The 20,364-nt window shown below is 46.2% G+C and carries 15 protein-coding genes and 2 pseudogenes; 1 reads left to right on the top strand and 16 read right to left on the bottom strand.

The genetic code is table 11. From position 1 onward, the window contains the following. Positions 1-80: 80 nt before the first annotated feature. Genes HMPREF0658_RS02300 through HMPREF0658_RS02290 form a run of 3 tightly spaced genes read right to left on the bottom strand, consistent with a single transcriptional unit; the run spans position 81 to position 3,094 of the window. Positions 81-548 carry a DUF1896 domain-containing protein gene (locus HMPREF0658_RS02300; RefSeq protein ID WP_004364878.1) on the bottom strand — a complete coding sequence of 156 codons (468 nt, stop codon included), beginning with the start codon at positions 546-548 and terminating at the stop codon, positions 81-83. A 52-nt stretch (positions 549-600) separates the two neighbouring features. Next, positions 601-1,869, bottom strand: coding sequence for a site-specific integrase (locus HMPREF0658_RS02295; RefSeq protein ID WP_006948290.1), 1,269 nt, complete (start codon positions 1,867-1,869; stop codon positions 601-603). A gap of 4 nt (positions 1,870-1,873) precedes the next feature. Then, positions 1,874-3,094, bottom strand: a complete 1,221-nt coding sequence (locus HMPREF0658_RS02290; protein ID WP_006948289.1) for a site-specific integrase — start codon at positions 3,092-3,094, stop codon at positions 1,874-1,876. Positions 3,095-3,381: 287 nt separating this feature from the next. On the opposite strand from HMPREF0658_RS02290, the pseudogene HMPREF0658_RS02285 reads away from it, so the two are divergent. Beyond that, positions 3,382-4,926 (top strand): annotated as a pseudogene (locus tag HMPREF0658_RS02285) (helicase-related protein); the annotation flags it as partial. Between the two features lie 41 nt (positions 4,927-4,967). Here the strand turns inward: HMPREF0658_RS02285 and HMPREF0658_RS02280 are convergent. The 13 genes and pseudogenes from HMPREF0658_RS02280 to HMPREF0658_RS02225 form a co-directional block, all read right to left on the bottom strand. Continuing rightward, positions 4,968-5,921 carry an Abi family protein gene (locus HMPREF0658_RS02280; protein WP_004352710.1) on the bottom strand — a complete coding sequence of 318 codons (954 nt, stop codon included), beginning with the start codon at positions 5,919-5,921 and terminating at the stop codon, positions 4,968-4,970. Between the two features lie 374 nt (positions 5,922-6,295). Beyond that, positions 6,296-6,604, bottom strand: coding sequence for a helix-turn-helix domain-containing protein (locus HMPREF0658_RS02275; protein WP_004338289.1), 309 nt, complete (start codon positions 6,602-6,604; stop codon positions 6,296-6,298). Further along, positions 6,592-8,655: a bifunctional DNA primase/helicase gene (locus HMPREF0658_RS02270; RefSeq protein ID WP_006948268.1), complete on the bottom strand. Its 2,064-nt coding sequence runs from the start codon at positions 8,653-8,655 to the stop codon at positions 6,592-6,594. Before HMPREF0658_RS02270 ends, HMPREF0658_RS02275 begins: the two co-directional genes overlap by 13 nt. Beyond that, a complete protein-coding gene (locus HMPREF0658_RS02265; protein WP_004339692.1) occupies positions 8,652-9,050 on the bottom strand; it encodes a hypothetical protein in 399 nt (132 codons plus the stop codon). The genes HMPREF0658_RS02270 and HMPREF0658_RS02265 overlap by 4 nt, the downstream gene beginning before the upstream one ends. Positions 9,051-9,101: 51 nt before the next feature. Then, positions 9,102-9,518 carry a hypothetical protein gene (locus HMPREF0658_RS02260; protein ID WP_004339693.1) on the bottom strand — a complete coding sequence of 139 codons (417 nt, stop codon included), beginning with the start codon at positions 9,516-9,518 and terminating at the stop codon, positions 9,102-9,104. Between the two features lie 953 nt (positions 9,519-10,471). Further along, the gene (locus HMPREF0658_RS02255; protein WP_006948257.1) at positions 10,472-12,424 is read right to left on the bottom strand and encodes an NAD(+) synthase; all 1,953 of its coding nucleotides are present in this window, start codon (positions 12,422-12,424) and stop codon (positions 10,472-10,474) included. A 12-nt stretch (positions 12,425-12,436) separates the two neighbouring features. Then, positions 12,437-12,664 carry a Smr/MutS family protein gene (locus HMPREF0658_RS11985; protein WP_340139640.1) on the bottom strand — a complete coding sequence of 76 codons (228 nt, stop codon included), beginning with the start codon at positions 12,662-12,664 and terminating at the stop codon, positions 12,437-12,439. 210 nt (positions 12,665-12,874) lie between these two features. Next, positions 12,875-13,233: pseudogene (locus HMPREF0658_RS11980) on the bottom strand (DUF2027 domain-containing protein); the annotation flags it as partial. A gap of 534 nt (positions 13,234-13,767) precedes the next feature. After that, entirely contained in the window at positions 13,768-14,988 is a 1,221-nt protein-coding gene (locus HMPREF0658_RS02245) for an S-adenosylmethionine:tRNA ribosyltransferase-isomerase (protein WP_006948248.1), read from the bottom strand. 11 nt (positions 14,989-14,999) lie between these two features. Beyond that, complete coding sequence (locus HMPREF0658_RS02240) at positions 15,000-15,695, bottom strand: phosphatase PAP2 family protein (RefSeq protein WP_006948245.1); 696 nt, start codon at positions 15,693-15,695, stop codon at positions 15,000-15,002. 45 nt (positions 15,696-15,740) lie between these two features. Further along, positions 15,741-18,305 carry a BatD family protein gene (locus tag HMPREF0658_RS02235; protein WP_006948244.1) on the bottom strand — a complete coding sequence of 855 codons (2,565 nt, stop codon included), beginning with the start codon at positions 18,303-18,305 and terminating at the stop codon, positions 15,741-15,743. A 23-nt stretch (positions 18,306-18,328) separates the two neighbouring features. After that, a complete protein-coding gene (locus tag HMPREF0658_RS02230; RefSeq protein WP_050748678.1) occupies positions 18,329-18,982 on the bottom strand; it encodes a tetratricopeptide repeat protein in 654 nt (217 codons plus the stop codon). A 356-nt stretch (positions 18,983-19,338) separates the two neighbouring features. Further along, positions 19,339-20,361: a VWA domain-containing protein gene (locus HMPREF0658_RS02225; protein ID WP_006948242.1), complete on the bottom strand. Its 1,023-nt coding sequence runs from the start codon at positions 20,359-20,361 to the stop codon at positions 19,339-19,341. Positions 20,362-20,364: the final 3 nt, after the last annotated feature.

Raw genomic sequence — 20,364 nt, 5'->3', positions numbered from 1 at the left:
TTAGCTGCCGTTGTACCTTTGCACGATAAGAAACGGCATCAGGGACTTTGCGTGTGCCTTTGCTTACAACGCCTTTGGACTTACCCCTCCGTCTGACCGATTATTGGCAAATGATTGCTCTCGATGAGCAGCACAATCGTGCCTGTGAGTTCGGTGTAAAGACGGTCGTATTGCTCGTCAGAAGCAAATGTGTCCGTCAAACCGAACTTGTCGAATGTGGCTTGAACAGCCTCATTCGACAACAATATGGGTGCAAGCTTCTCAGGGAGTGGTGCAGGCAGTTCCCTCTCAAACTCGTTCTCTAAGACAGAAACAAGCGTGTCGTACTTGGAAAAGTGCAAACCTTGATACAACACCTCACTTGCTATGTTCTCTGCTTCGAGGTGCGAAAAACCTTGTGCCACAGCATCGCAGTAGGCAGTGAGAGCCATGTCTGCTCGTGTGGTGATAAACTCCGTGTCGTGCAATTTTTCGGGGTGATGCTCACTCATATAACTTCTTAATTTCAATCGAAAGTAAGAAAGTTCCTGTTTGTTGTTCTCTTTCATAATCGTTTGGTTTTCAATCGTGAATAATAAATGTTTGGTAATTACTTCCTTTTTATGCTTGTTGCAATGGAACGTTCTGCCGTGCTATCGACTCACAATAACCCTCAAATACAGAATGCTCCCTGTCAGTGAGTGCAGTCATATCCTCCTGTATCTTGTGGTCGGTTATCTTTCCGTAGATTTGTGTCGTACCTATATTGCTGTGTCCGAGCATCTTGCTGAGCGTTTCCATCGAAATACCATTGGAAAGGCAAATCGTGGTTGAGAATGTGTGGCGAGCCATGTGAAAAGTCAAGCCCTTATCTATCCGGCATATCTGCCCGATGTTCACACACGCAAAGGATGCTTTCCTTATTGTAAGATTGGGAAATATCAATTCGTCTGCTTTCTTGTCCTTGATATAGAGCGAAAGTATTTGTTTGGCAATGGGCAGAAGCGGAATGATGGCTTCCACGTCTGTTTTCTGCCTTTTGATGCGGATTTCCTCTGTGCCGTCTGCATTATGGATGATGTGTTTTGGTTTGAGCCGTTGCATGTCCACACGAGCCAAACCAGTGAAGGAACAGAAAAGGAAGAGTTGTCTTGCTCGCTCGAATTGTCTGTCAATGATAGGTGTTTGCAATACCCGTTGCAGTTCCTCCGTAGTGAGATAACGCCTTGTGCGGTGTGGAAGTTCTGCTTTGTAGTCTGCAAACGGATCGATGCGGATATACTTCTTCTGCTGACCTATGCCGATGAGTTTTCTAAGGAAGATGACCGCTACCTGAATAGTGGCAAGAGAAAGGTTGCGCTCTGATTTAAGGTAGAAGTCCATCCCTTCGATAAAACCATAGTCAAGCGATGAGTAGCGAATATCCTCCAGCCCCAAGCGTTCACGCAAATAAGCCTCAATGAGTTGTGTGGCATAGATGTAGTTGGCAAAGGTCGGCTTGGCAACCGTTATTCCCACACAAGGACGCTTTTCTTCAATAAATAGTTGGGCTTCCTCCAAAAGAAAACCTTTGGGCTTGTCTTCTTCCATGAGTTCACGCTTCAGTAACTCGGCGGTGATATAGCCACGTTGCCAAACTAATTCTTGGTATTTGCCTTTGGCTTGTTCCTCTTTGGTTTGTAAATAGCGGTTGATTTCCTTTGTCTCTTCGCCTATACCCTTGCACCGTCCCTTACGACTGTCCCAAAGTTCGGGAGCGATTTCCTTTCCCGTGCTGTATTGTACCTGTTCTCCGTCTATGGTGATGCGCCCCATAATCGGGCATTTTCCGTTCTTCTTCTCTTTGGAGCGGTTGATATAAAAGAGTGTCTTGAATGTACTTCGTGCCATGATGTCAAAGTTTTAGGGTGAATGTATCTTGTATTCGCTGCTGCACTATCTGCATATCCCTATGTATTCTTTCGGAGGAAACCGCTGCATATACCTGTGTTGTTCTCAGGTTGGTGTGTCCGAGCATACGGCTCACCGTTTCAATAGGTACACCTGCCGAAAGCGTGATAAGCGATGCAAAGGTGTGTCTTGCCATGTGAAAGGTCAGCGGAGTTTCCATACCGATATTTCGCTGTATATAGTGCATGCCATTGAGGATAACGTCGGTGGTTGGAACGTCAAAGACAAAGCCTGCCCTTATCCCTCTATAACGATTCATGATAGTCTGCGCAGGGGGAAGCACCTGTACACGATACGGAGTTTTGGTTTTCATTCGCCTGCCCTTGATGCAGAGTTCGCCCTCTTCCAAGACGATATTTTCCTCCCGAAGATTACGGACATCGGAGATAGCCAGCCCTGAAAAGCAGGAGAAGACGAACAAATCACGGACAATACGATAGTTCTCCCATTTAATCTCCAAGTCGATGATGTGCTCAAGTTCTTCCTGCGTAATGCTTCTCGGTTCGCCTTTTGGTCGCTCGTAACTGTAGCCCAAGAACGGATAGAAGTCCAGCACACCTTTCTTCACCGCCATGCGGACGATGGTCTGCAAAGTAGACACGGTACTCGATATGCTGCTGCGTTTCAGTCTGCGGTCGATGGTAAGATAATACTCAAAACCCTCGATAAATGCTTTGTCCAGCTGTGAGAGTGGAATGTCGCTTACCTTGTGCTTCTTCTGCACATACTCACGGAGCAATGAGAGTTGATAGGTACGGAGCTTGAAAGTCTTCAAGGCTCGGTCAATACCGATACGTTCCTTTGTCTGTGTGAGATACTCCCCAAAACTCTCCAAGAGCAAGGCCTGACGGTGGATTTGCCCCTGATAGGCATCCCTCACGTCTGTGGCTGTGAAAGTTTCTTTCCTTTCACTGAGTTCGTGAAAGCGTGTGTGAATAAGTGCGGTGCATTCACCGAGTTTCTGATTGACTGACACAGCCATGCTACTCTTGCCGATAAGCCTTTGCTTACGGCTGTCCCAAAGAGCGAGCGGAGTCTTACACTTGGTGGAGAAGCCCGAATGGGTTCTGCCAACGGAGATTCGCCCAATGACAGGCACAAGTCCTTTCTTGTCGGTTCGTTTCGCCTGAACGAAGAACGATACTTTGAGTTTGTTTTCTTTCATTTTTCTGTCGTTTTTTCTAAATTTCCTTTGCTTGCAAAGGTACAGATGAACAAGTATTCCTGAGCGATGCAGAAAAATGAAAGATGAAGAATAAAAACCTATGACACAGTTGTTTACATTCAATTCGTAACCCCTTTTTGCTTTTTCACGGGTGGGTTACGATTTGGTAACGGAACTCCTGACGTTTGATGCTCGTTCTTGCTTACCCTCAAAATAGTAAGAAAATGCTAAATGATGATATTCCAAATAGTTACATTCCTTGCGTTTCCCCCTATTTCCCTTAATTCTTAATGACTGATTATGCCCGCAAAATGAGCCTGGATCTACGCATGATAGACGAAAACGGGTACTCGGATCATATTGACAACAAGGCAAGCCATTGTGCAAAGCTACTTAATGACTACTATCAGAAGTATGATGCACAGAAGGGTACGCAGTTTGTGTTCTCTGACTTGGGTACTTACAAGCCCGGCGGAGACTTTAATATCTATTCTGAGGTGAAGCGTAAATTGGTAGAAGATTATCATATCCCGTCTTACGAGATACGCTTTATTCAGGAGTGCAAGAACGAGAAAGCCAAAAAAGCGATGGTAGAAGCGATGAATCGTGGAGACATCCGCATCATTTTCGGTTCTACTTCTATGCTTGGAACGGGTGTCAACGCCCAGCAGCGTGCGGTGGCGGTGCATCAACTTGATACACCCTGGCGACCCTCAGATTTGGAGCAGCGAAATGGTCGGGCAATTCGTAAAGGTAATATGGTTGCCAAAGAATTTGCTGACAACAAGGTCGATGTGATTATCTATGCCGTGGAGCGGTCGTTGGACAGTTATAAGTTCAACCTACTACATAACAAGCAATTGTTTATCAATCAGTTGAAGACCAACACGCTCGGTAGTCGTACCATTGACGAGGGATCGATGGACGAGGATAGCGGTATGAACTTTTCAGAGTATGTTGCCGTGCTATCTGGTAATACGGACTTGTTAGAGAAAGCCAAACTCGACAAGAAGATTGCCACGCTGGAATCAGAGCGTAAGAATTTCCTCCGTGAGCGTGATGCCGCAACGGGCAAGTTGGCGGAGATTGACAGCTCCGTGTCTTTCCATTCAGACAAGATCAAGGAAGCCAAGGCAGACTTGGCGTGCTTTGAGAAGCGTGTGGAGCGTGACAAAGAAGGTAATCCTATCAATAAACTTGTCATTAAAGGTGTGGAGGACAGTACCGACATAAAGGTCATCGCCGCCCGTCTGCATGAGATAGAGGAAAAGGCTCGTACCAAGAGCGAGTACAACAAGATTGGCGAGGTTTACGGCTTTTCCATCATGGTCAAGACGGAGAGCAGTTCAAAGGATCTGTTTGATTGCTCGATAAACCGCTTCTTTGTCAAGGGACAGGAGAGCATCTACTATACTTATAATAACGGTAAGTTAGCGGCAGACCCGAAACTTGCCTGCGAGAACTTCGTAAATGCCTTGGAGCGTATCCCTAAGGTGATAGAGTCGCATGAGAAGGAAATGGCAAAGGTCGTGACCAACAAAGACGTTTACACCAACATTGCCAACAGTTCTTGGAAGAAAGAGGACGAGCTTCGCTCACTCAAAGGTGAGGCAGCAGAACTTGACAGAAAAATTGCACTTACATTGAACGAACCAAATGAAGAAAATGAAAAATCAAACGAAAATGACCAACCCGAGTATTTAAGACAAAATAGTAGTAATAGCCCAAATACTAAAAAGGAAGAGGAGGGGGTAATTTATTCAAGTTCTATGAATAATAGAAACAAACAAGAAGAAAGTAAGGGATATATTGTAAAATCCAGACTGAGATAAATAGCGATGGTGTATCATAATTGATACACCATCGTATTATATTATTTCCACAAAGAGTATTCTCTCCATTTTTCAGGAAAGCCCATATCTTTCAAAACTACCAATTTGGGAGATTTGTCCAATAGGGTGAGCAAACTCTTTCTAAATGAGCTATCAGGACTGATTATTTGCTGCAAATACAAAATTACAGATAAGTAGGCAAACAACTTATTGTCCCTTATCGTTGCAGCTTCTTGCTTTGACAAGAAAGGATAATTCGTTCTATAAGGAAACTTCAAGGCTATTGTAAAGCGGCGATTCCATACACGACTATGATGGGCACAAGTATTGCGTAAAGACGATAAACCGTGCATCCAATTCTTCAAAATATCGACATTGTATAGTCCCAAATCTCTGCAGATTGTTTTACTAGAAGGATTATTCTTGTCCAAAGCAAAAAACAACTTACTCAATGTTCCCATAGAAACAACCTCTAAGGTCATCCACGCTGGCGGAAAAGCAGGTTCGCTATACTTTTGATAATAATGAGCTATAAATTCCTCATTACTTCGCTTGACCTCTTTCATTAAATCCCCTACAACAGGTTTATCATCTATAATCTCGTTGCGTGTCAATGCGATAAACTTATCGTGCTGAAAGTATAACTTATGATTGAGAAACCAAAAGGCGTCATTTTCATCAACGGAATAAGTTAAGGCGATTCTTGTTCTTAATGCCACCTCGATTTTTTCAATGGCATTGAAGATTAAAGAGCGTAAACGCCTATCAAAACAATAAAGGTCTATCACATCTTGAAAAGAAATGTCCTTTCTCAGAAATTCGTGATTAGCACCTTCCCCGTTATTTTGAAAAGGGTATGTGTATGCTCGTAATCTATAATAACTTATATTATAAAGATATTGGGACGCAAGTTTTTCGTCTCCAATATTAAGTCCTCGATCGCATAACTTTTTAACCTGCTCAGATGTGTCTATGGGCTTCTTTTCGTACCTCATAACCGTATATAAACTCGAAGACCTCCCCGGGTGCGCTGTTCTGATGAGAAGCGTGGGAGGTCATATTGACTGCAAAGTTACTACTTTTTTTGAATGCGCAAGGAAAATGCCGAAAAAATCATTGCAAGCGATGAATTTTCCATTAAAAGTAGCATCAAATGTAGAAATTACAAATATTTTTTGTCTGCAACCCTATCTTTATCGGTTCAATAGTTTCAAACAATATATGGTAAATTCCTTATCAAAGAAATAAGCGAGTACTGTTATCTTTGTGAGCGGTAAATCCGCAACTAACTTTTTACTTGTAAAGGTAATTATTTTGTTGTGTAAACACTTGCATTTACACAACAAAAATAATCTAATCAGGAAATCAATTACCAGCCATCTCGCTTCCGTACCATTTCATCTATCTCTTCCCGAAGGAAAAGCAATCGACCGTTAGCCTTGAGAAAGGGGATTTTCCCTGCCCAAACCCAGTTATAGATGGTCTTCTGCTCCACTTTGAGTATCTTGGAAACGTCGATGATGTCCAAGTATTCGGGTTTCAATGGAGGGTGAATGGTCGTATCGACAGATTGCTCTTGCAAAAACAGCAGATGGTCAAGTTTACTCTCAACAGTCATCAGCTTGTCAAACAAGCGTTTCTGCCATGTATCTTCGGTTCTTTGGTCTATGTATGACATAATTCTCCTTTTTGATAGTTACCACTTGTGTCTTGCGACAAGATACGCTGCTCTTTCATATAGGCAATGTACTTCTTTGCCGTTCGATCCTTGATTTCCATTTCACGCATCAACACATCGCACAACTCTTGATATGATAGCTTTAGTTTGGCACGGAATGCAGACTTTACAACAGCCAACAGTTCATCGGTCTTGCGTTTTTCCTTATCCTCTTTCGACTTTTCTCCACGATAAACGTGCATATCGGCTTCCTTGTCCCATCCAAAAAGCATTATCGGCACATCTAGCGGGCTTCCATCACGCACTTTCAATGCCTTGACGACCGAGTATTCGGGATTGTCATCTTTCTCGATGGAGAGAATGCCCGCAGCCTTGCGTTGCAGTTCAGACCCTATATGTCCTCTGAGTTTGATGCCGTTGGGTACAAAATGGAGTACGCAAATGATACAAGTATTGTAAATTCCTGCCAATCGATAGAGTTCGTCCACGATGGCTATACTCTCTGTTTCGTCGTTGGCGGAGCGTATCAGGTCTGCTATACCGTCAATGACCACAAGATGAATTCCACTGTGTTTGTGATGAAACAAGTCCATACTCTCACGAATGATTTTCAGTCTGTCCTTGCGTGATAGCGATGCTAGATAGAGGGAATGATAAAACTCTGGCACGGACTTGATACCAGCCCTGCGAAGTGTCTTCTCCAAGTTCTTATAGAGTTGTGCCTCCGATTGCTCTGTATCGTAGTGAAGTACAGCCAATCCTTTGGGGTTGGCAGTTACTTCCAATCCCAAGGTTTGCTCTGCCTTTAATCGTTCTCTCCCAAGAGTGCCAGCAAGGATGGCGGCAATGTAGTTGCTTTTGCCTGTTCCTTCTCCACCTGTGATACAAAACAGATTGTCCTGCGTTCCAAGCGGAACACCATTTACTGCCACCACCGACTTTGAAGCGTCTGGCGGATTATCGTAGTCTATCTCACAAGATTGCAATATCATCATCGTCTGTGCATACATATTGGTGAACATATCATTAAGAAGCACTTTCAAGTCCTTTGCTTCATTGCCCAAGGCAAAGAAGTCCGATATATCCTTCTCCGACTTACCCCCTTGCAATGGTAAGGTTAGACTCAATACCTTGTATTGAGCAAATGCATCTGTCTGCCGTTTAGCTTCCCTTACACCTGTCTCGTCCGTATCGTACAATATAATAATGTGTTGAAAGCGAAGCTGCAATCCTTCGATGATATTCTCAGGAATCTGTGCCGTCTCACTGTTGAAACAGATGGCGTTGAAACCATGAGCCGAAAGTGAAAGCACGTCTTTCTCCCCACCTGTGATGAAAACAACATCCCCTTTGCTGGGCAGCTGCTGGAAGCCAAAGACATAGTCGTTCACTTTCTCACCCCCACAAAGAAAGCGCAGCTTACTCTTAGGGCGATAGACTTTTACAAACTTCCCCATGCTATATCCAAACATAGGCTCATCATGTGTAGAACCAAGAGTAAACGGCTTTCCCTGATTGGAGACAGACTCATAGCGAGCAAGCGACTTTACATGAAAACGTTGCAGAGTCTTAGCATCAATGCCGTATTGCTCCCAATAGTCTAGTTCTTTGACATTGAAAGATTGCTCAATTAGCTTGTACCATTTTTTACCTTCCATCTTCTTGAGCTGGTTAGGTGGTTGTACTAAGGGTGGTTTGCAAGGCTTCATCATCATTGTGTGGGGATTACTATGTTCTTTCCTTTCAATGCAAATATTCAGCTGCAAGTCCCGATTTATGGTTTCAAGCACCTTAACAAAGTCTTTCCTCACGTCCAGTCCGAGCATTGTGGCTGCAAACCAAAAGCAGTCGCCGGAGTAGGCATCGTTGCCAAAGTCCTTCATTCGGTAGCAGCCGGACTTGTTGTCGAGATAGATATTGCACGATGCACGCCTGTCGTCATACATAGGATTTCGGAAATTGCGCTTTGGCACAAAGTCGATAGGCATATAGAAGCAGAACACATCCAGTCCTTTGTTGGTTCGGCTCAGTATTTCTTCTTTGATGTTCATAGCTCCTCAAATAAAGTTTGACCATCACCCATATATCCTTTAAGGACACCATCCTTGTAGGCGTTGAGCCGTTGTAGGGCTTCCACTCGTCTGAAACCCTTGAAGGAGGCACGTCCGCTCTTGATGGCGACGTAAAGTCCCTTGAACGGATAGGCAACGTGGTTGCATGATATATACCTGAACGGGATTGCGTTGGTGTCCCTCCATCGGGCAAGGGATGCCCGCGAAATGCCCAAGAGTCTGATGACGTCGGAGGAACTGAGTTCCATCTTATCCTCCAAAACGGAATAATCGCGTCTCATTTCCACGATAAAGCCGGCTATCCGCTCCATGTCGTTCCTTAGTGAGCGTAACTCTGCAATTACCGTCTTTTGTAAATTGTCTTCTTCTGTCATATGCCACTTCTCTTTTCAGTTTAGGATTGAATAGTTGCTCTCCGTGGATTATCATCCGTCTGGAAATTCAGAGTCCTTCCCCAATTGGTGCAATAACTGCATAAGATGCTGCTTAAATCTTCTACTGTCCAGCTTGCACAGCCGATTGAGAATGACGATGAGATCTTCCTGCTCCATTGTGGAGAAGCGAAGGCTTTTATGGGGCGTGGTTGCTATCATGGACTCAATCATACCCTTGGGGAGATGTATCAAGAGCACGTCCATATCGAAGGCTGCCGCACATCTTGCATAAGTGTTGATACGAAGGTCGGTCTGCATCTTGCAGTGTTTCATAAAGTTGGAATATTCCATATTGGCATAGCCTGCCCTTAGCTTGCAGTTTTTGCTGGCGGAGAGCATGATTTCAAGTGTCGGAAGTACAACGTAGAATTTTGCATTACTTCCGGAGTTTTGTTTCTTTGTATTCATATGTATCCGTCTTTTTGTTAGAAATAATGCTGCAAAGTTCTTAACAAATAGGGCTTTAGAAAGAATATTAAATTGCCAATATTGGCATTATATTGCCATTTTGCATTTTTAACATTATGCGTTATTTGTTGCCGTGTTGCCCAATACGTAGGCGAAAATATTGAGCCTGCCATATCAATCACACCTTTGGGACTGTCAGTGCATGGTGCAAGGTCTATCTATATATATAGACTTGCACCATGCACTGAAAATTGTAGCCAAAAGATTTCTAAAACATTTTCCCACAATAATTTGGAGGATGTTCTACTTTTTTGTACTTTTGAACCCAAGAAATGCAAGTGCGCATTTCGGGTAGCAGTATCTGCGTGTACTCTCAAAATACTCTGTTGTGGCTACAATATGGCTACAATTAAAAAGGATAAAAAAATAAAAGACTATGATACAAGGAGTTGCAGCGAAATGGTCATTTTCCCCTCTCTCCGCAAGTAGAGGTGTAAATCAGCGCATAACGTGGTTTACACCTTTTATTATGTCCAGAAAATCTATTGTAGTTTTACTTTGTCGTATTCACTACCTATATTAATCAAAGAGGGGCGAGAGTAGATATAAAGTTATCCGGAGGAAGTCCAATAGAGAGTATATTACAGTTCATAATATAGAGGTACTGACTATTTCTGACATGAACAAATCCGTGGATGATAGTTTTGCAGAGATCTCCCTATGGACATTAGTTGAGCATTAGCATCCTTTTTAGCCCTTAAAAAGGTAGCTTTCACACGTTCAGAGCTATGCTTCAATAAGTTCAGAGCTATGCTTTTTCAAGCAACTTTGTATGACGTTGTATGGCAGTGACTTACAAGTTGTCCCCTCCCATTGTTTCTATTCTCAGCATGTGAGACGAAGAATGTTTCTTTGTTATATAATAAATGTAGTCTTTAATGATTGGATTGAGTTTAGAGTTGTTTGCATTCGTCGAGCCATGCACGGGCAGTGGCATCGCTGGGCATGCGCCAATCGCCGCGGGGACTGAGGCTGATACTCCCGATTTTTGGGGCATCAGGTGTGCAGGAGCGTTTGAACTGCTGGGAGAAGAAGCGACGGATAAAGACAGTAAGCCAATGTTTGATGGTGGCTGCATCGTAGGAACCGGCATCAGGTCGGTGTCCGTTAAAAGCTGCGCAGGCAAGCATGAAGAGTTTTGCGGGGGCGAAGCCATGGCGAATCATGTGATATAGGAAGAAGTCGTGGAGTTCGTAAGGGCCTACTAAGTCTTCGGTCTTTTGCTGAATATGTCCGTGTTCATCGGCAGGGATGAGTTCGGGACTGATGGGCGTATCTATGATGTCGCGTAAAGTATCGGCAGCAGGTGCGTCAAGGACGAAGTCGGCTACATGGCGCACGAGGTGTCGTATCAGCGTTTTGGGTACGCCTGCATTCACTCCATACATACTTATATGGTCTCCGTTGTAGGTTGCCCAGCCAAGGGCAAGCTCGCTTAAATCTCCGGTTCCGACAACGATGGCGCCGAGTTCGTTGCTCATGTCCATGAGTATCTGTGTGCGTTCTCGTGCTTGTGCATTCTCGTAGGTAACATCATGGATGGAGGGGTCATGGCCAATGTCTTTGAAGTGGTGTAAGACAGCGGTAGAGATATTGATTTCACGCAGTGTGACACCGAGGCTTTCCATCAGGGTTACGGCATTGTCGTGAGTGCGGTCTGTGGTTCCGAAGCCGGGCATGGTAACGCCGACAATACCGCGGCGGTCGTAGCCGAGCTTGTCGAATGCGCGCACACACACCAGCAAGGCGAGTGTAGAATCGAGGCCTCCACTGATGCCCAATACGACGGAGCGACAGCGGATGTGGGTAAGTCGGTGTGCAAGTCCGGTGGCTTGAATGTTGAGTATTTCTTCGCAATCGGCGTGAAGGTCAGCAGTGCGTGGAATGAATGGGAGAGGCTCCACGTTGCGGCAAAGGTGGAATGGGCGCGGTCGCACAGCCAAGCAATCGATGATGGTAAGGCGAGGCAGATGTTCGGCAGAGAGGGTGGCGGTGAAAGTTGTATCGGTCAGTCGGTCGTGGCACAGCTTTTCGGTGTCGATTTGGCTGACGATGAGTTGGGGGTGGAGAGAGAACCGTTCGCCTTCGGCAATCAGTCGTCCGTTTTCTGCGATAATGGCATTGCCTCCGTACACAACGTCTTGCGTGCTCTCGCCCCATCCGCATCCACTGTACACGTAGCCGCTGATAGTGCGTGCACTCTGTTGCATGAGTAGGGTGCGCAGGTAGGCGTGCTTGCCTATGAGGTCGTTGCTGGCAGAGAGGTTGAAGATGACTTCTGCGCCCGACAAGGCAAGGCGTGTGCTTGGCGGTTGGGGTGTCCATACATCTTCGCAAATCTCCACGCCGAAAGTCACCCTACTTTGCGTGCGAAACAAGATAGGAGCGGGGGAGATGATTGTGTGTTTGCCGGCAAAGACTATCTCTGTTGGTTGCAAATCGCGTGAGGACGCGAACCAACGTCGCTCGTAAAACTCGTTGTAATTGGGCAAGAAAGTTTTGGGAACGATGCCGAGAAGTTCTCCGTGTTGGATGACGACGGCACAGTTGAGCAGCAAGTTGCCAAGGGAAAGGGGACATCCCACGATAGCGATGACATCGCGTGAGCGTGTGAAATCCAGCAGTCGCTCCATGGCCTGCTCTGCGCTGTGAAGAAGGGTCTGCTGTCGGAAGAGGTCTTGGCACGAGTAGCCCGTGACAGACAGTTCGGGAAAGACGACGATTTCCACATCTTCGGCCTCTGAGCGGGCGATGAGTGTTTCTATTTGTGCTGCGTTGTAGTCGCAATCGGCCACCTGCACGTTAGGCACGGCGGCGGCCACTTTGATATATCCGTAGTGATTCATAAGGATGTCGGGTTATTTGATAGTGACTTGTGTTGCGCCGTATCCGTATTCGCGGAAGGAGGCATCTTGGTAGGGATATTGTTTGTAGCGGTAGGTGAGTTCATGAATCAATGCTTGGCGCAGCACGCCTTCGCCCTTTCCGTGTATGAAGATAAGCTTCGTACCTTTCTTGTCTTTATAGTTTTCGAGCGTCTTTTTGAATGTTTCTATTTGGTAGTTGAGAATGTCGGCAGCCTGCATACCGGCAGTTGTGTCGAGTAGTTGATTGGCGTGGAGGTCAACAACGATGGGGGCATTGTCTGAGAGTCGGGGTTGCTTCGCCGTGTGTGGATGGTCGTATCTGTGCACAAGCGTGCCATCTGTGTGCCGGCCATTTGTCTTCTGTTGCATTTTATCAGGTTTTGTTTTACGAAACATCTCCTCTTTCAACTTTTCGGTATCGACAGTGAGCGGCTGTGCCACGCGGTCGTTTTCCACGATGGTATAGAGCAGTGCCGGCTCATCGAAGAAATCGTTTTCTTTGTAGGAATGCAGCTTGTAGAGTTTCAGAGGTTCGATGCGTAGCCGGACTTCTATTGCGGGTTTGCTGATGAAAGGTCGGTCTTTTTGAATGCCAGCAACTGCACGGACACGCGTCCCATTTCATTGACAGTATCTCGACCTATCTCTTCGATAGGAATTTTTGTGTTGGGGTCTATCTCGCCGGCATATTTCAGTGTGTGTGTGGTGTTGTCGATGGCGGAATAGGTGATGTATAGCGTATAGTTGCTGTCGTTGATGAAATAGACCTCGAAACGGGTGGTCGTCATCTCTTTGGCGTTATGCGGCACGATGGCTATGTAGACCGAGAGTTGATTGCCACCTTTGCGCTCCACGATGGGTTGCCGAAACGTGATTTCCTTGAGTGATGGGTCGTCATCTTCTTCGGGTTCTTCCTGCGCGTAGTCGTTCATCATAGCCTTGACAGAACGTCCGTCGGGAGTAGGGGAGTTGGCGTGGGTTACGGATTTTTTGCCGGCAAGCAGCCGAGAAGTATCGTAATTGTCGTCTTCTGCGAGCACAAGTTCATTGATGGGCGTGGGAATCTGGAATCCGTCGGCATCCTCTACTAACACGATGTTTTTGCCTTGGAAGCCGGCTATTCGGCCGCCTCCGGTTTCGCTGAGGAATTTTACTTTATCACCTATTTTCATCTTGTTATGTCGTTTTAAGTTGTATATCATGTGAATTTTGGGATACCAAATCGCCCGTGAGGCCTCGAAATCCTCGATTTTTTGTTTTGCATCAGCTGCATAGTCTCGGAATCATTGAAATCGATGTCTCCCGCTCGCGTATCCCCGTTGTCACGGGATGAGCAACGAACTGTCGCCGTAGCTGAGAAAGCGGAAGTCGTGGTCGAGCGCATAGTCGTAGATGCGTCGCCAATCTCCCTTGACGAATGCACTCACCAATAGCAAGAGCGTGCTCTGCGGCTGGTGGAAGTTGGTTATCAGCATTTTTACAATCTTGTATTCATATCCGGGTGCGATAATGATTTGCGTGCTGGTGTGCAATGTTTTGAGCTGATTCCGATACAGATAATCGAGAACGCGAATGATTGCCTCAACGGGTGTCAGCGTGGCTTCCTGCTCATAGGGTTCCCATTGGTTGACGTGCAATTCCTCTTCCGAGAGCTGCGGATTGGCTTTTAGCTTTAGGCCGATGTAGTAGAGGCTCTCCAGTGTGCGCACGCTGGTTGTGCCCACGGCGATGGCGTGCCCCTTGTGCATAATTAGTTTTTCGAGTGTTTCTTGGTGCACGCAGATGTATTCGGTGTGCATCTCGTGGCCTTCAATCTCCTCGGCCTTCACGGGTTTGAAGGTGCCCGCGCCCACGTGAAGCGTTACTTCTTCGCGCTCAATGCCGGCAGTATCCAACGCTTGCAGCACATCGTTCGTAAAGTGAAGTCCGGCGGTAGGGGCAGCCACGCTTCCTTTTATCTTGGAATAAACGGTCTGGTAAGTCTGTTTGTCGCTTTCCTGCGTTGCTCTGTTCAGATAGGGCGGGATGGGCAGTTCGCCCACGGCTTCGAGAATCTCTGCAAAAGATACGCGGGGATTGTCCCATTCAAAAGTTATCCGATGGCCGGAACGCATGGCTTCTTCGCGCGTTGCAGTAAGTGTAAAAGGTTCTCCTTGTATGCTGAGTGTACGGGTGAGTGTGCCTTCTTTCCACTTCTTTAAGTTGCCCACAAGACAAAGCCATGTGCATCGCCGGCGGCTTTGGAACATCAATTCATAATCGGCGGGTGTGAGGGGTTCGAGCAAAAACACCTCTATCTGTGCGCCTGTATCTTTGCGGAAGTGGATGCGCGCCTGTATCACTTTCGTATTGTTATAGACCATCAATGCGCCTTGTGGGAGGAGTTGCGGGAGACGGTAGAACTTCTCTTCTGTTATAGCGCCATGGCGATAGACCAACAGTTTGCTGTGATCTCGCGGTGTGACAGGATATTTGGCTATCCGTTCTTCGGGCAGCAGATAGTTGTAGTCTGCTATTCGTATGTGTTTTGTGTCCATTTCCATTTATATTCTGTTCATAAAGTCGTGAAAGTAGCACCCACCAATGCACAAACAAGGATAAACGACAAGGTACATAAAACGACATCTACATCCTCGGTGTTATATTTGCCGACAGCATGTTGCGGGGAGGCGACGGGCATCTCAACGAGTAATTTTCCGTATAGTCTCGTATAGACGGAATAACCGATAATCCCGACCACGCATCCCCATATCATGCCGACAATGATGTCTGATGGGTAATGAACGCCAAGATAAAGACGTGTCCAACAGTTTACCATCGCCCATGCCACAAGGGCAAGTGACAGTAGTCGGTTGCGAACAAGCAATATGAAGAATACGGCGACGCTGAAAGTATTGGACGCATGCGAAGAAAAGAAACTGAAATCTGTGCCACGCATATTGCCCACCACGTCTATCGTATATTTATAAATCGGGTCGTTGCCCGGGCGAAATCTTCCAATCAACGGTTTTACGATTCCTGCACTCATGCCATGAGACAGGACGAAACATAAGGCGACACAACCGATGACAAGCGCAATCTGCGCCATCGTCTCATTGTTTTTAATAACAAGATAGAGTAACGCAATATAAAGAGGAATCCATGTCAGTCCCGAAGTAAGTATCGTGACCAGCGAGTCGAGAAACAACGAACTGCTGCCGTTGAACAGTCCGAGTATGAAACGGTCTATGTCTATTATCGTTAGAAACATCTATCCATTAAAATCATAAGAGGACGAAGTGAAGCGGCTTGCTCGTCATATCACTTCGAGACTCGATGCCGATATCCATCCTTCGCGCCCGTCGGCAAGTCGTATCATATACCATTGTGCCATGGTTCCGTCTTCTATCTCCACCTTTGTACCTTCATGGATAACGAAAAGGTCGGAACTGACCTTAGAGGGAGTCTTCTTTAAGGTAACAGAAGGCACGATGATGATGCCGCTGTCTCTGTTTTTCAGCATCTTGTTTTGTCGGTATGCACAAATATTGCTGAAGAGGAACAGAAGGAACAAACAACCTGAGCCCCAGAATCCAATCTTGCGTACAAGTATCTTCGTGCCGAACAGGTAAATCAAGATGAGGAGTAATGAAAGCGTGATGCTGATGATTGCGGTATAAGCCCATCCGTCTACTCCCATGATATTGACCAACGACTTGCCCCATGTTATGAAGAACATCTCGCTCTCGGGCGTTATCTTATCAATGGTCTTCGAGCGTGCCATCTGCAAATTGAAACGTATATCTCTGTCGCCCGGAGACAACAATGCCGCACGTTCGTATGCCAATACGGCGCGAGGAATATTGTCGATGCGATAATAGGCATTCCCCAAGTTGTAGTAAATATCTGCAGAAACACCGCCTTTCAACACTTCTTCATAGTCTTTAATGGCCTGCTGATAGTTGCCTTTAGCGTATTCCTTGTCGCCGTTCTCTTTCGTAATGGCCGATAGCGGCAACGATAGGGCACAGAGCAGGAAGAGCAGCGTCAGAGTTTTCTTCTGCTGTCTTTTCTGAGTTTTAAACTCATTGTCTATATTCGTAATGGCGCTGATGGCCGCTTCAAAAGTCTTGTTCATATTTCCTTTTTCGTCTCCTGGGGCATATCGTTCAAACTCGCATTCATCCAAAGCGGCAATGAATCCGGCAACAACCAACTGACTGATATGGCGTGCCGAAAGTTTTTCGGCGATATTTTCCCGTGACAGTTGCTCTACAGGCAGGTTCAGTTTGTCGCCTATATAACCCCACAAAGCATGGAGTACCTCATCGTAGAACTCACCGGCACGTCCTTCAGTCAGTAATTTACCTGCCAGCTTCAAGCGTTTCTTGGCCACTTTATCGGCTCTCTTGCCTCGCATCAATGCTCCGTTTGCCATTTCCAGAGCACGTTTGCGGAAGAGTATCAGTAAGACGATGAATGCTACAAACGGTATGAGTAGACATATCCAATAGACTGCAGAGCCGAAGAAAGTATCGTCGGTTCGATGCAGTGTAATTGTTCCTGTTCGTAAAGGGCGTATATCTTGGTCTTTCACATCTGAATAGTCATTCACGTCATTGCTTTTGGAACCGTCTCCTTTCCCCACTTGTATGTCGAAGCTCTGGGTGCGAATGGTCTTGTAAGTACCAATGCTCGTATCATAATAGGTAAATTCTACGGCAGGAATTGTATATTTGCCTTGGTTTCTGGGCACAGCCAAAATGTCGTAGATAATGTTTCCTTCCAGTCCGTTGGCCGTCAGTCTGGTTTTGTCTGTTACTTTTGCGTCATATTTGTCGAAGTCTTTGGGGAACTTTACTTCGGGTTGTTTAATGAGTTTCAGGTTACCGATACCTCCAACAATGACTCGCAGTGTGATAGGATTATTGGCTTTTATTTCTTTCTTGTTCAGTTGCGCCGATATGTTGAACCGACCTACTCCTCCCGAGAAGCCCGCAGGTTTCTTGGGCAGAGGGTCTACCTGAATCTCTATCCCGGGTGCAAGGATGTCTTTCTTTACCTCCACATAACCCGAACCGCCGTTGAAGAAAGCCTCGAAGGGGTCTACATTTCTATTCTCCTGTACGATGATGCCGCGGTATGTGATGCTGGGCACCTTCAGTTTCCCTGTCATTTGCGGGAACATCACGTATTGACTCCACGTCACGCAGCGGTAAGGCCGTCCGTTCACAGATTCTACATGGAAGCTCTTCTGCTGGGGAAGTTGCACCTCCTGTGTATGGAATCCTGTCAAATCGGGCATTTTACCTTCTAATTGCGTCAATTCCACCTGTGTGTACACTTTGTAGGTCAATACCACCGGTTCTTGCTCATAGACTCTTCGCTTGTTGGCACTGACGCGGATAAACAAGTCGCTGCCACTGATACGAGAACCGGCCGCATGCACTTGAGCGCCTGCGTTGGAATGTCCGTTACGTGCCGAGTTCCGGTTATTGGCCGAGCCAGATACTTTGATTCTGACGGAAACTGATGCGATGTTTTTCCCTCTGACCCGTGCATGAGCTGCCGGGATGGTAAAGACGCCGTTTTTGTTGGCCGATAATATATAGGTATAGGTGATAGATGAAGAACTGCTGGTGTGACCGTTCACCATCTGAAAGCTGGATTGCGAAGATGTGCTCGGTCCCATCAGCACTTCCAATTCTTCGGGTATATTTCCGGCTTTAAAGCTACTTACGTCTTGCGTATTGATGGTATACTGAAGCCTGAATTGTTCGCCCACAGACACAGCCGACGGTGCATTTACCGTTATCTTCTGTGCCCATGTCATGGCAGACAATAGCAATAGAATCTGTATGAATAGCGACCGTTTTATCATATTATCATTGTTATAACGGAATATCACCAATTTTTCTCCAACTTTCGGGTGCGAGGTTGCTGCATGGCCTTTTTCAGCCTTTGCTGCGTAGCTTTCTCTTCCTGCATTGCAGCATTGAGCAGTTGCTCTGCATTTTCCTTGCTCATCTGCTCCTTGGGTTGTTGTGGATTGGACTTGTCTTTCTTATTTTCGTCTTTCTCCGGTTGGTTTTTGTTGTTTCCGTTTTGTTGGTTCTTGTTCTTATCGTTTTGTTTGTTTTGTTGGTTCTGTTTGTTTTGCGGCTGCTGCTTCAGAAGTCGTTTACACAGGGCAAGATTATAGCGCGTTTCGTTATCCGATGGATTGTTTCTCAGCGCATTCTTATAGGCTGCGATGGCCTCGGCATACATGCGATGTTGTTGGCATACCACTCCGATGTTATGGTAGGATTGTGCTCGGCGAAGTTTGTTGGGTTCTGCTTTTGCCGCATTTTCAAATTGCTGGATAGCGACCGAGTCTTTCTTCTGCATCATCAGCGCACAGCCTAAGTTATAGGCGGCATGTGTATTGTTGTGATTTTTATCGAGAGCTTTTCGATATTCTACCTCGGCTTTGGCATAGTTTCGCTCGTGGTAGAGTTGGTTGCCGTTGCGTATGAATTGCCTGTCGGATTGTGCATGGGCTGATATTCCGCCCATTATCAGCAACAGGGTTATATATATATATAATGTGTAAGTTCTTGACAAAGAGGCTATTCTGATTCGTTTTGCTCTCGTCGCATACTTCGCCGACACTTCACGGCACTCAGGGAGCCTCGGCGAAGTCTTCGCCGGCATGGTTTGGCACTCGTTTTGTCTCGTCGCACACTTCGCCGGCACTTCACGGCACTCAGGGAGTCTTGGCGAAGACTTCGACGGCATGGTTTGGCGCTCGTCTTGTCTCGTCGCACACTTCGCCGACATGTCACGGCACTCCGGGAACCCGTCGCACACTTCGCCGACATATATCGTTATTCCGTGGTCGTGTATATCGTTTCTTTTCATCGGTGTGATTCTTATTTTCTTTTGAAGAGACGGATATTTCTAAACAGCGGATTCTTGCGGTCTAAAATGCAGCTTTCTGCTATGAGCAACAGGATAGCGATGATGCCGAACGCCTGAAACTGCTCGTCGTATTCACTGTAGATAACGCTCGTGAGCTCGCCTTTCTGCATTTTTGTTAGCTCGTTGTTCAGTATCTTCTGTGCCTCGTTCGTGTTGTCTACATGGATATACGTACCACTGCCGGCCGCGGCAATCTCCTTACACATATCCTCGTTGAGGGCAGTGATAACCGTCTGTCCCGTGTTGTCTTTGAGATAAGACCCGTCTCCTGTAGGGATGGGTGCGCCTTTTGCGGTGCCCACGCCTAAAATAAATACGTTATACCCTTTTGCTTTGGCGGTCTTGGCGGCTTCGAGGGCACCGCCTTCGTGGTCTTCACCGTCGGTAATCACGATAATGGCCTTGCCCACATTCTCTTGTTGCGTGAAACTCTTCATGGCCATATCTATGGCCTTGGCAATGTCTGTGCCTTGTGTTGCAATAAGCGAGGGGTCAATATTTTGTAAGAACATTTTGGCAGACACAAAGTCGCTCGTAATGGGCAATTGTATGAAAGCATCACCAGCAAAGACTATCAGTCCTACCTTATCGTTCGTAAAATTGTCTACCATGTTTTCTATCAACATCTTGCTCTTTTCCAATCGCGAAGGTACCACATCCTGTGCTAACATGGAGTTGCTGATGTCGAGAGCGATGATGGCTTCGATGCCGTTGCGCTTTTCGTGGGTAATCTTGCTTCCCATCTGCGGACGAGCAAGCATGAATATCAATACGGCAAGTAAACAACAACAGAGACCGAACTTCACGTGAGGTCTGACTTTCGATACCGAGGGCATGAGACGGGCAATGAGCGAGGGAGCGCCTAACCGGCGGATGTCACGTCTCTGTCTGACGATGGAAAGCAGTCGTAGCATTACCAATACCGGCAAAAGCAACAACAGCCATAGGTATATAGGGTCTTCAAATCTAAACATCTT

The sequence above is a fragment of the Hoylesella marshii DSM 16973 = JCM 13450 genome (assembly GCF_000146675.1).
In the GTDB taxonomy this organism is placed as follows: domain Bacteria; phylum Bacteroidota; class Bacteroidia; order Bacteroidales; family Bacteroidaceae; genus Prevotella; species Prevotella marshii.
Note: the sequence above shows the minus strand (reverse complement) of the source record. Positions and strands in the feature narration are given on the sequence as shown.

Excerpts from the sequence above, each read along its gene's own strand:
- HMPREF0658_RS02300 (WP_004364878.1), bottom strand. The coding sequence starts at position 548 with ATGAAAGAGAACAACAAACAGGAACTTTCTTACTTTCGATTGAAATTA.
- HMPREF0658_RS02295 (WP_006948290.1), bottom strand. The coding sequence starts at position 1,869 with ATGGCACGAAGTACATTCAAGACACTCTTTTATATCAACCGCTCCAAA.
- HMPREF0658_RS02290 (WP_006948289.1), bottom strand. The coding sequence starts at position 3,094 with ATGAAAGAAAACAAACTCAAAGTATCGTTCTTCGTTCAGGCGAAACGA.
- HMPREF0658_RS02280 (WP_004352710.1), bottom strand. The coding sequence starts at position 5,921 with ATGAGGTACGAAAAGAAGCCCATAGACACATCTGAGCAGGTTAAAAAG.
- HMPREF0658_RS02275 (WP_004338289.1), bottom strand. The coding sequence starts at position 6,604 with ATGTCATACATAGACCAAAGAACCGAAGATACATGGCAGAAACGCTTG.
- HMPREF0658_RS02270 (WP_006948268.1), bottom strand. The coding sequence starts at position 8,655 with ATGAACATCAAAGAAGAAATACTGAGCCGAACCAACAAAGGACTGGAT.
- HMPREF0658_RS02265 (WP_004339692.1), bottom strand. The coding sequence starts at position 9,050 with ATGACAGAAGAAGACAATTTACAAAAGACGGTAATTGCAGAGTTACGC.
- HMPREF0658_RS02260 (WP_004339693.1), bottom strand. The coding sequence starts at position 9,518 with ATGAATACAAAGAAACAAAACTCCGGAAGTAATGCAAAATTCTACGTT.
- HMPREF0658_RS02255 (WP_006948257.1), bottom strand. The coding sequence starts at position 12,424 with ATGAATCACTACGGATATATCAAAGTGGCCGCCGCCGTGCCTAACGTG.
- HMPREF0658_RS11985 (WP_340139640.1), bottom strand. The coding sequence starts at position 12,664 with ATGCAGGCTGCCGACATTCTCAACTACCAAATAGAAACATTCAAAAAG.
- HMPREF0658_RS02245 (WP_006948248.1), bottom strand. The coding sequence starts at position 14,988 with ATGGAAATGGACACAAAACACATACGAATAGCAGACTACAACTATCTG.
- HMPREF0658_RS02240 (WP_006948245.1), bottom strand. The coding sequence starts at position 15,695 with ATGTTTCTAACGATAATAGACATAGACCGTTTCATACTCGGACTGTTC.
- HMPREF0658_RS02235 (WP_006948244.1), bottom strand. The coding sequence starts at position 18,305 with ATGATAAAACGGTCGCTATTCATACAGATTCTATTGCTATTGTCTGCC.
- HMPREF0658_RS02230 (WP_050748678.1), bottom strand. The coding sequence starts at position 18,982 with ATGGGCGGAATATCAGCCCATGCACAATCCGACAGGCAATTCATACGC.
- HMPREF0658_RS02225 (WP_006948242.1), bottom strand. The coding sequence starts at position 20,361 with ATGTTTAGATTTGAAGACCCTATATACCTATGGCTGTTGTTGCTTTTG.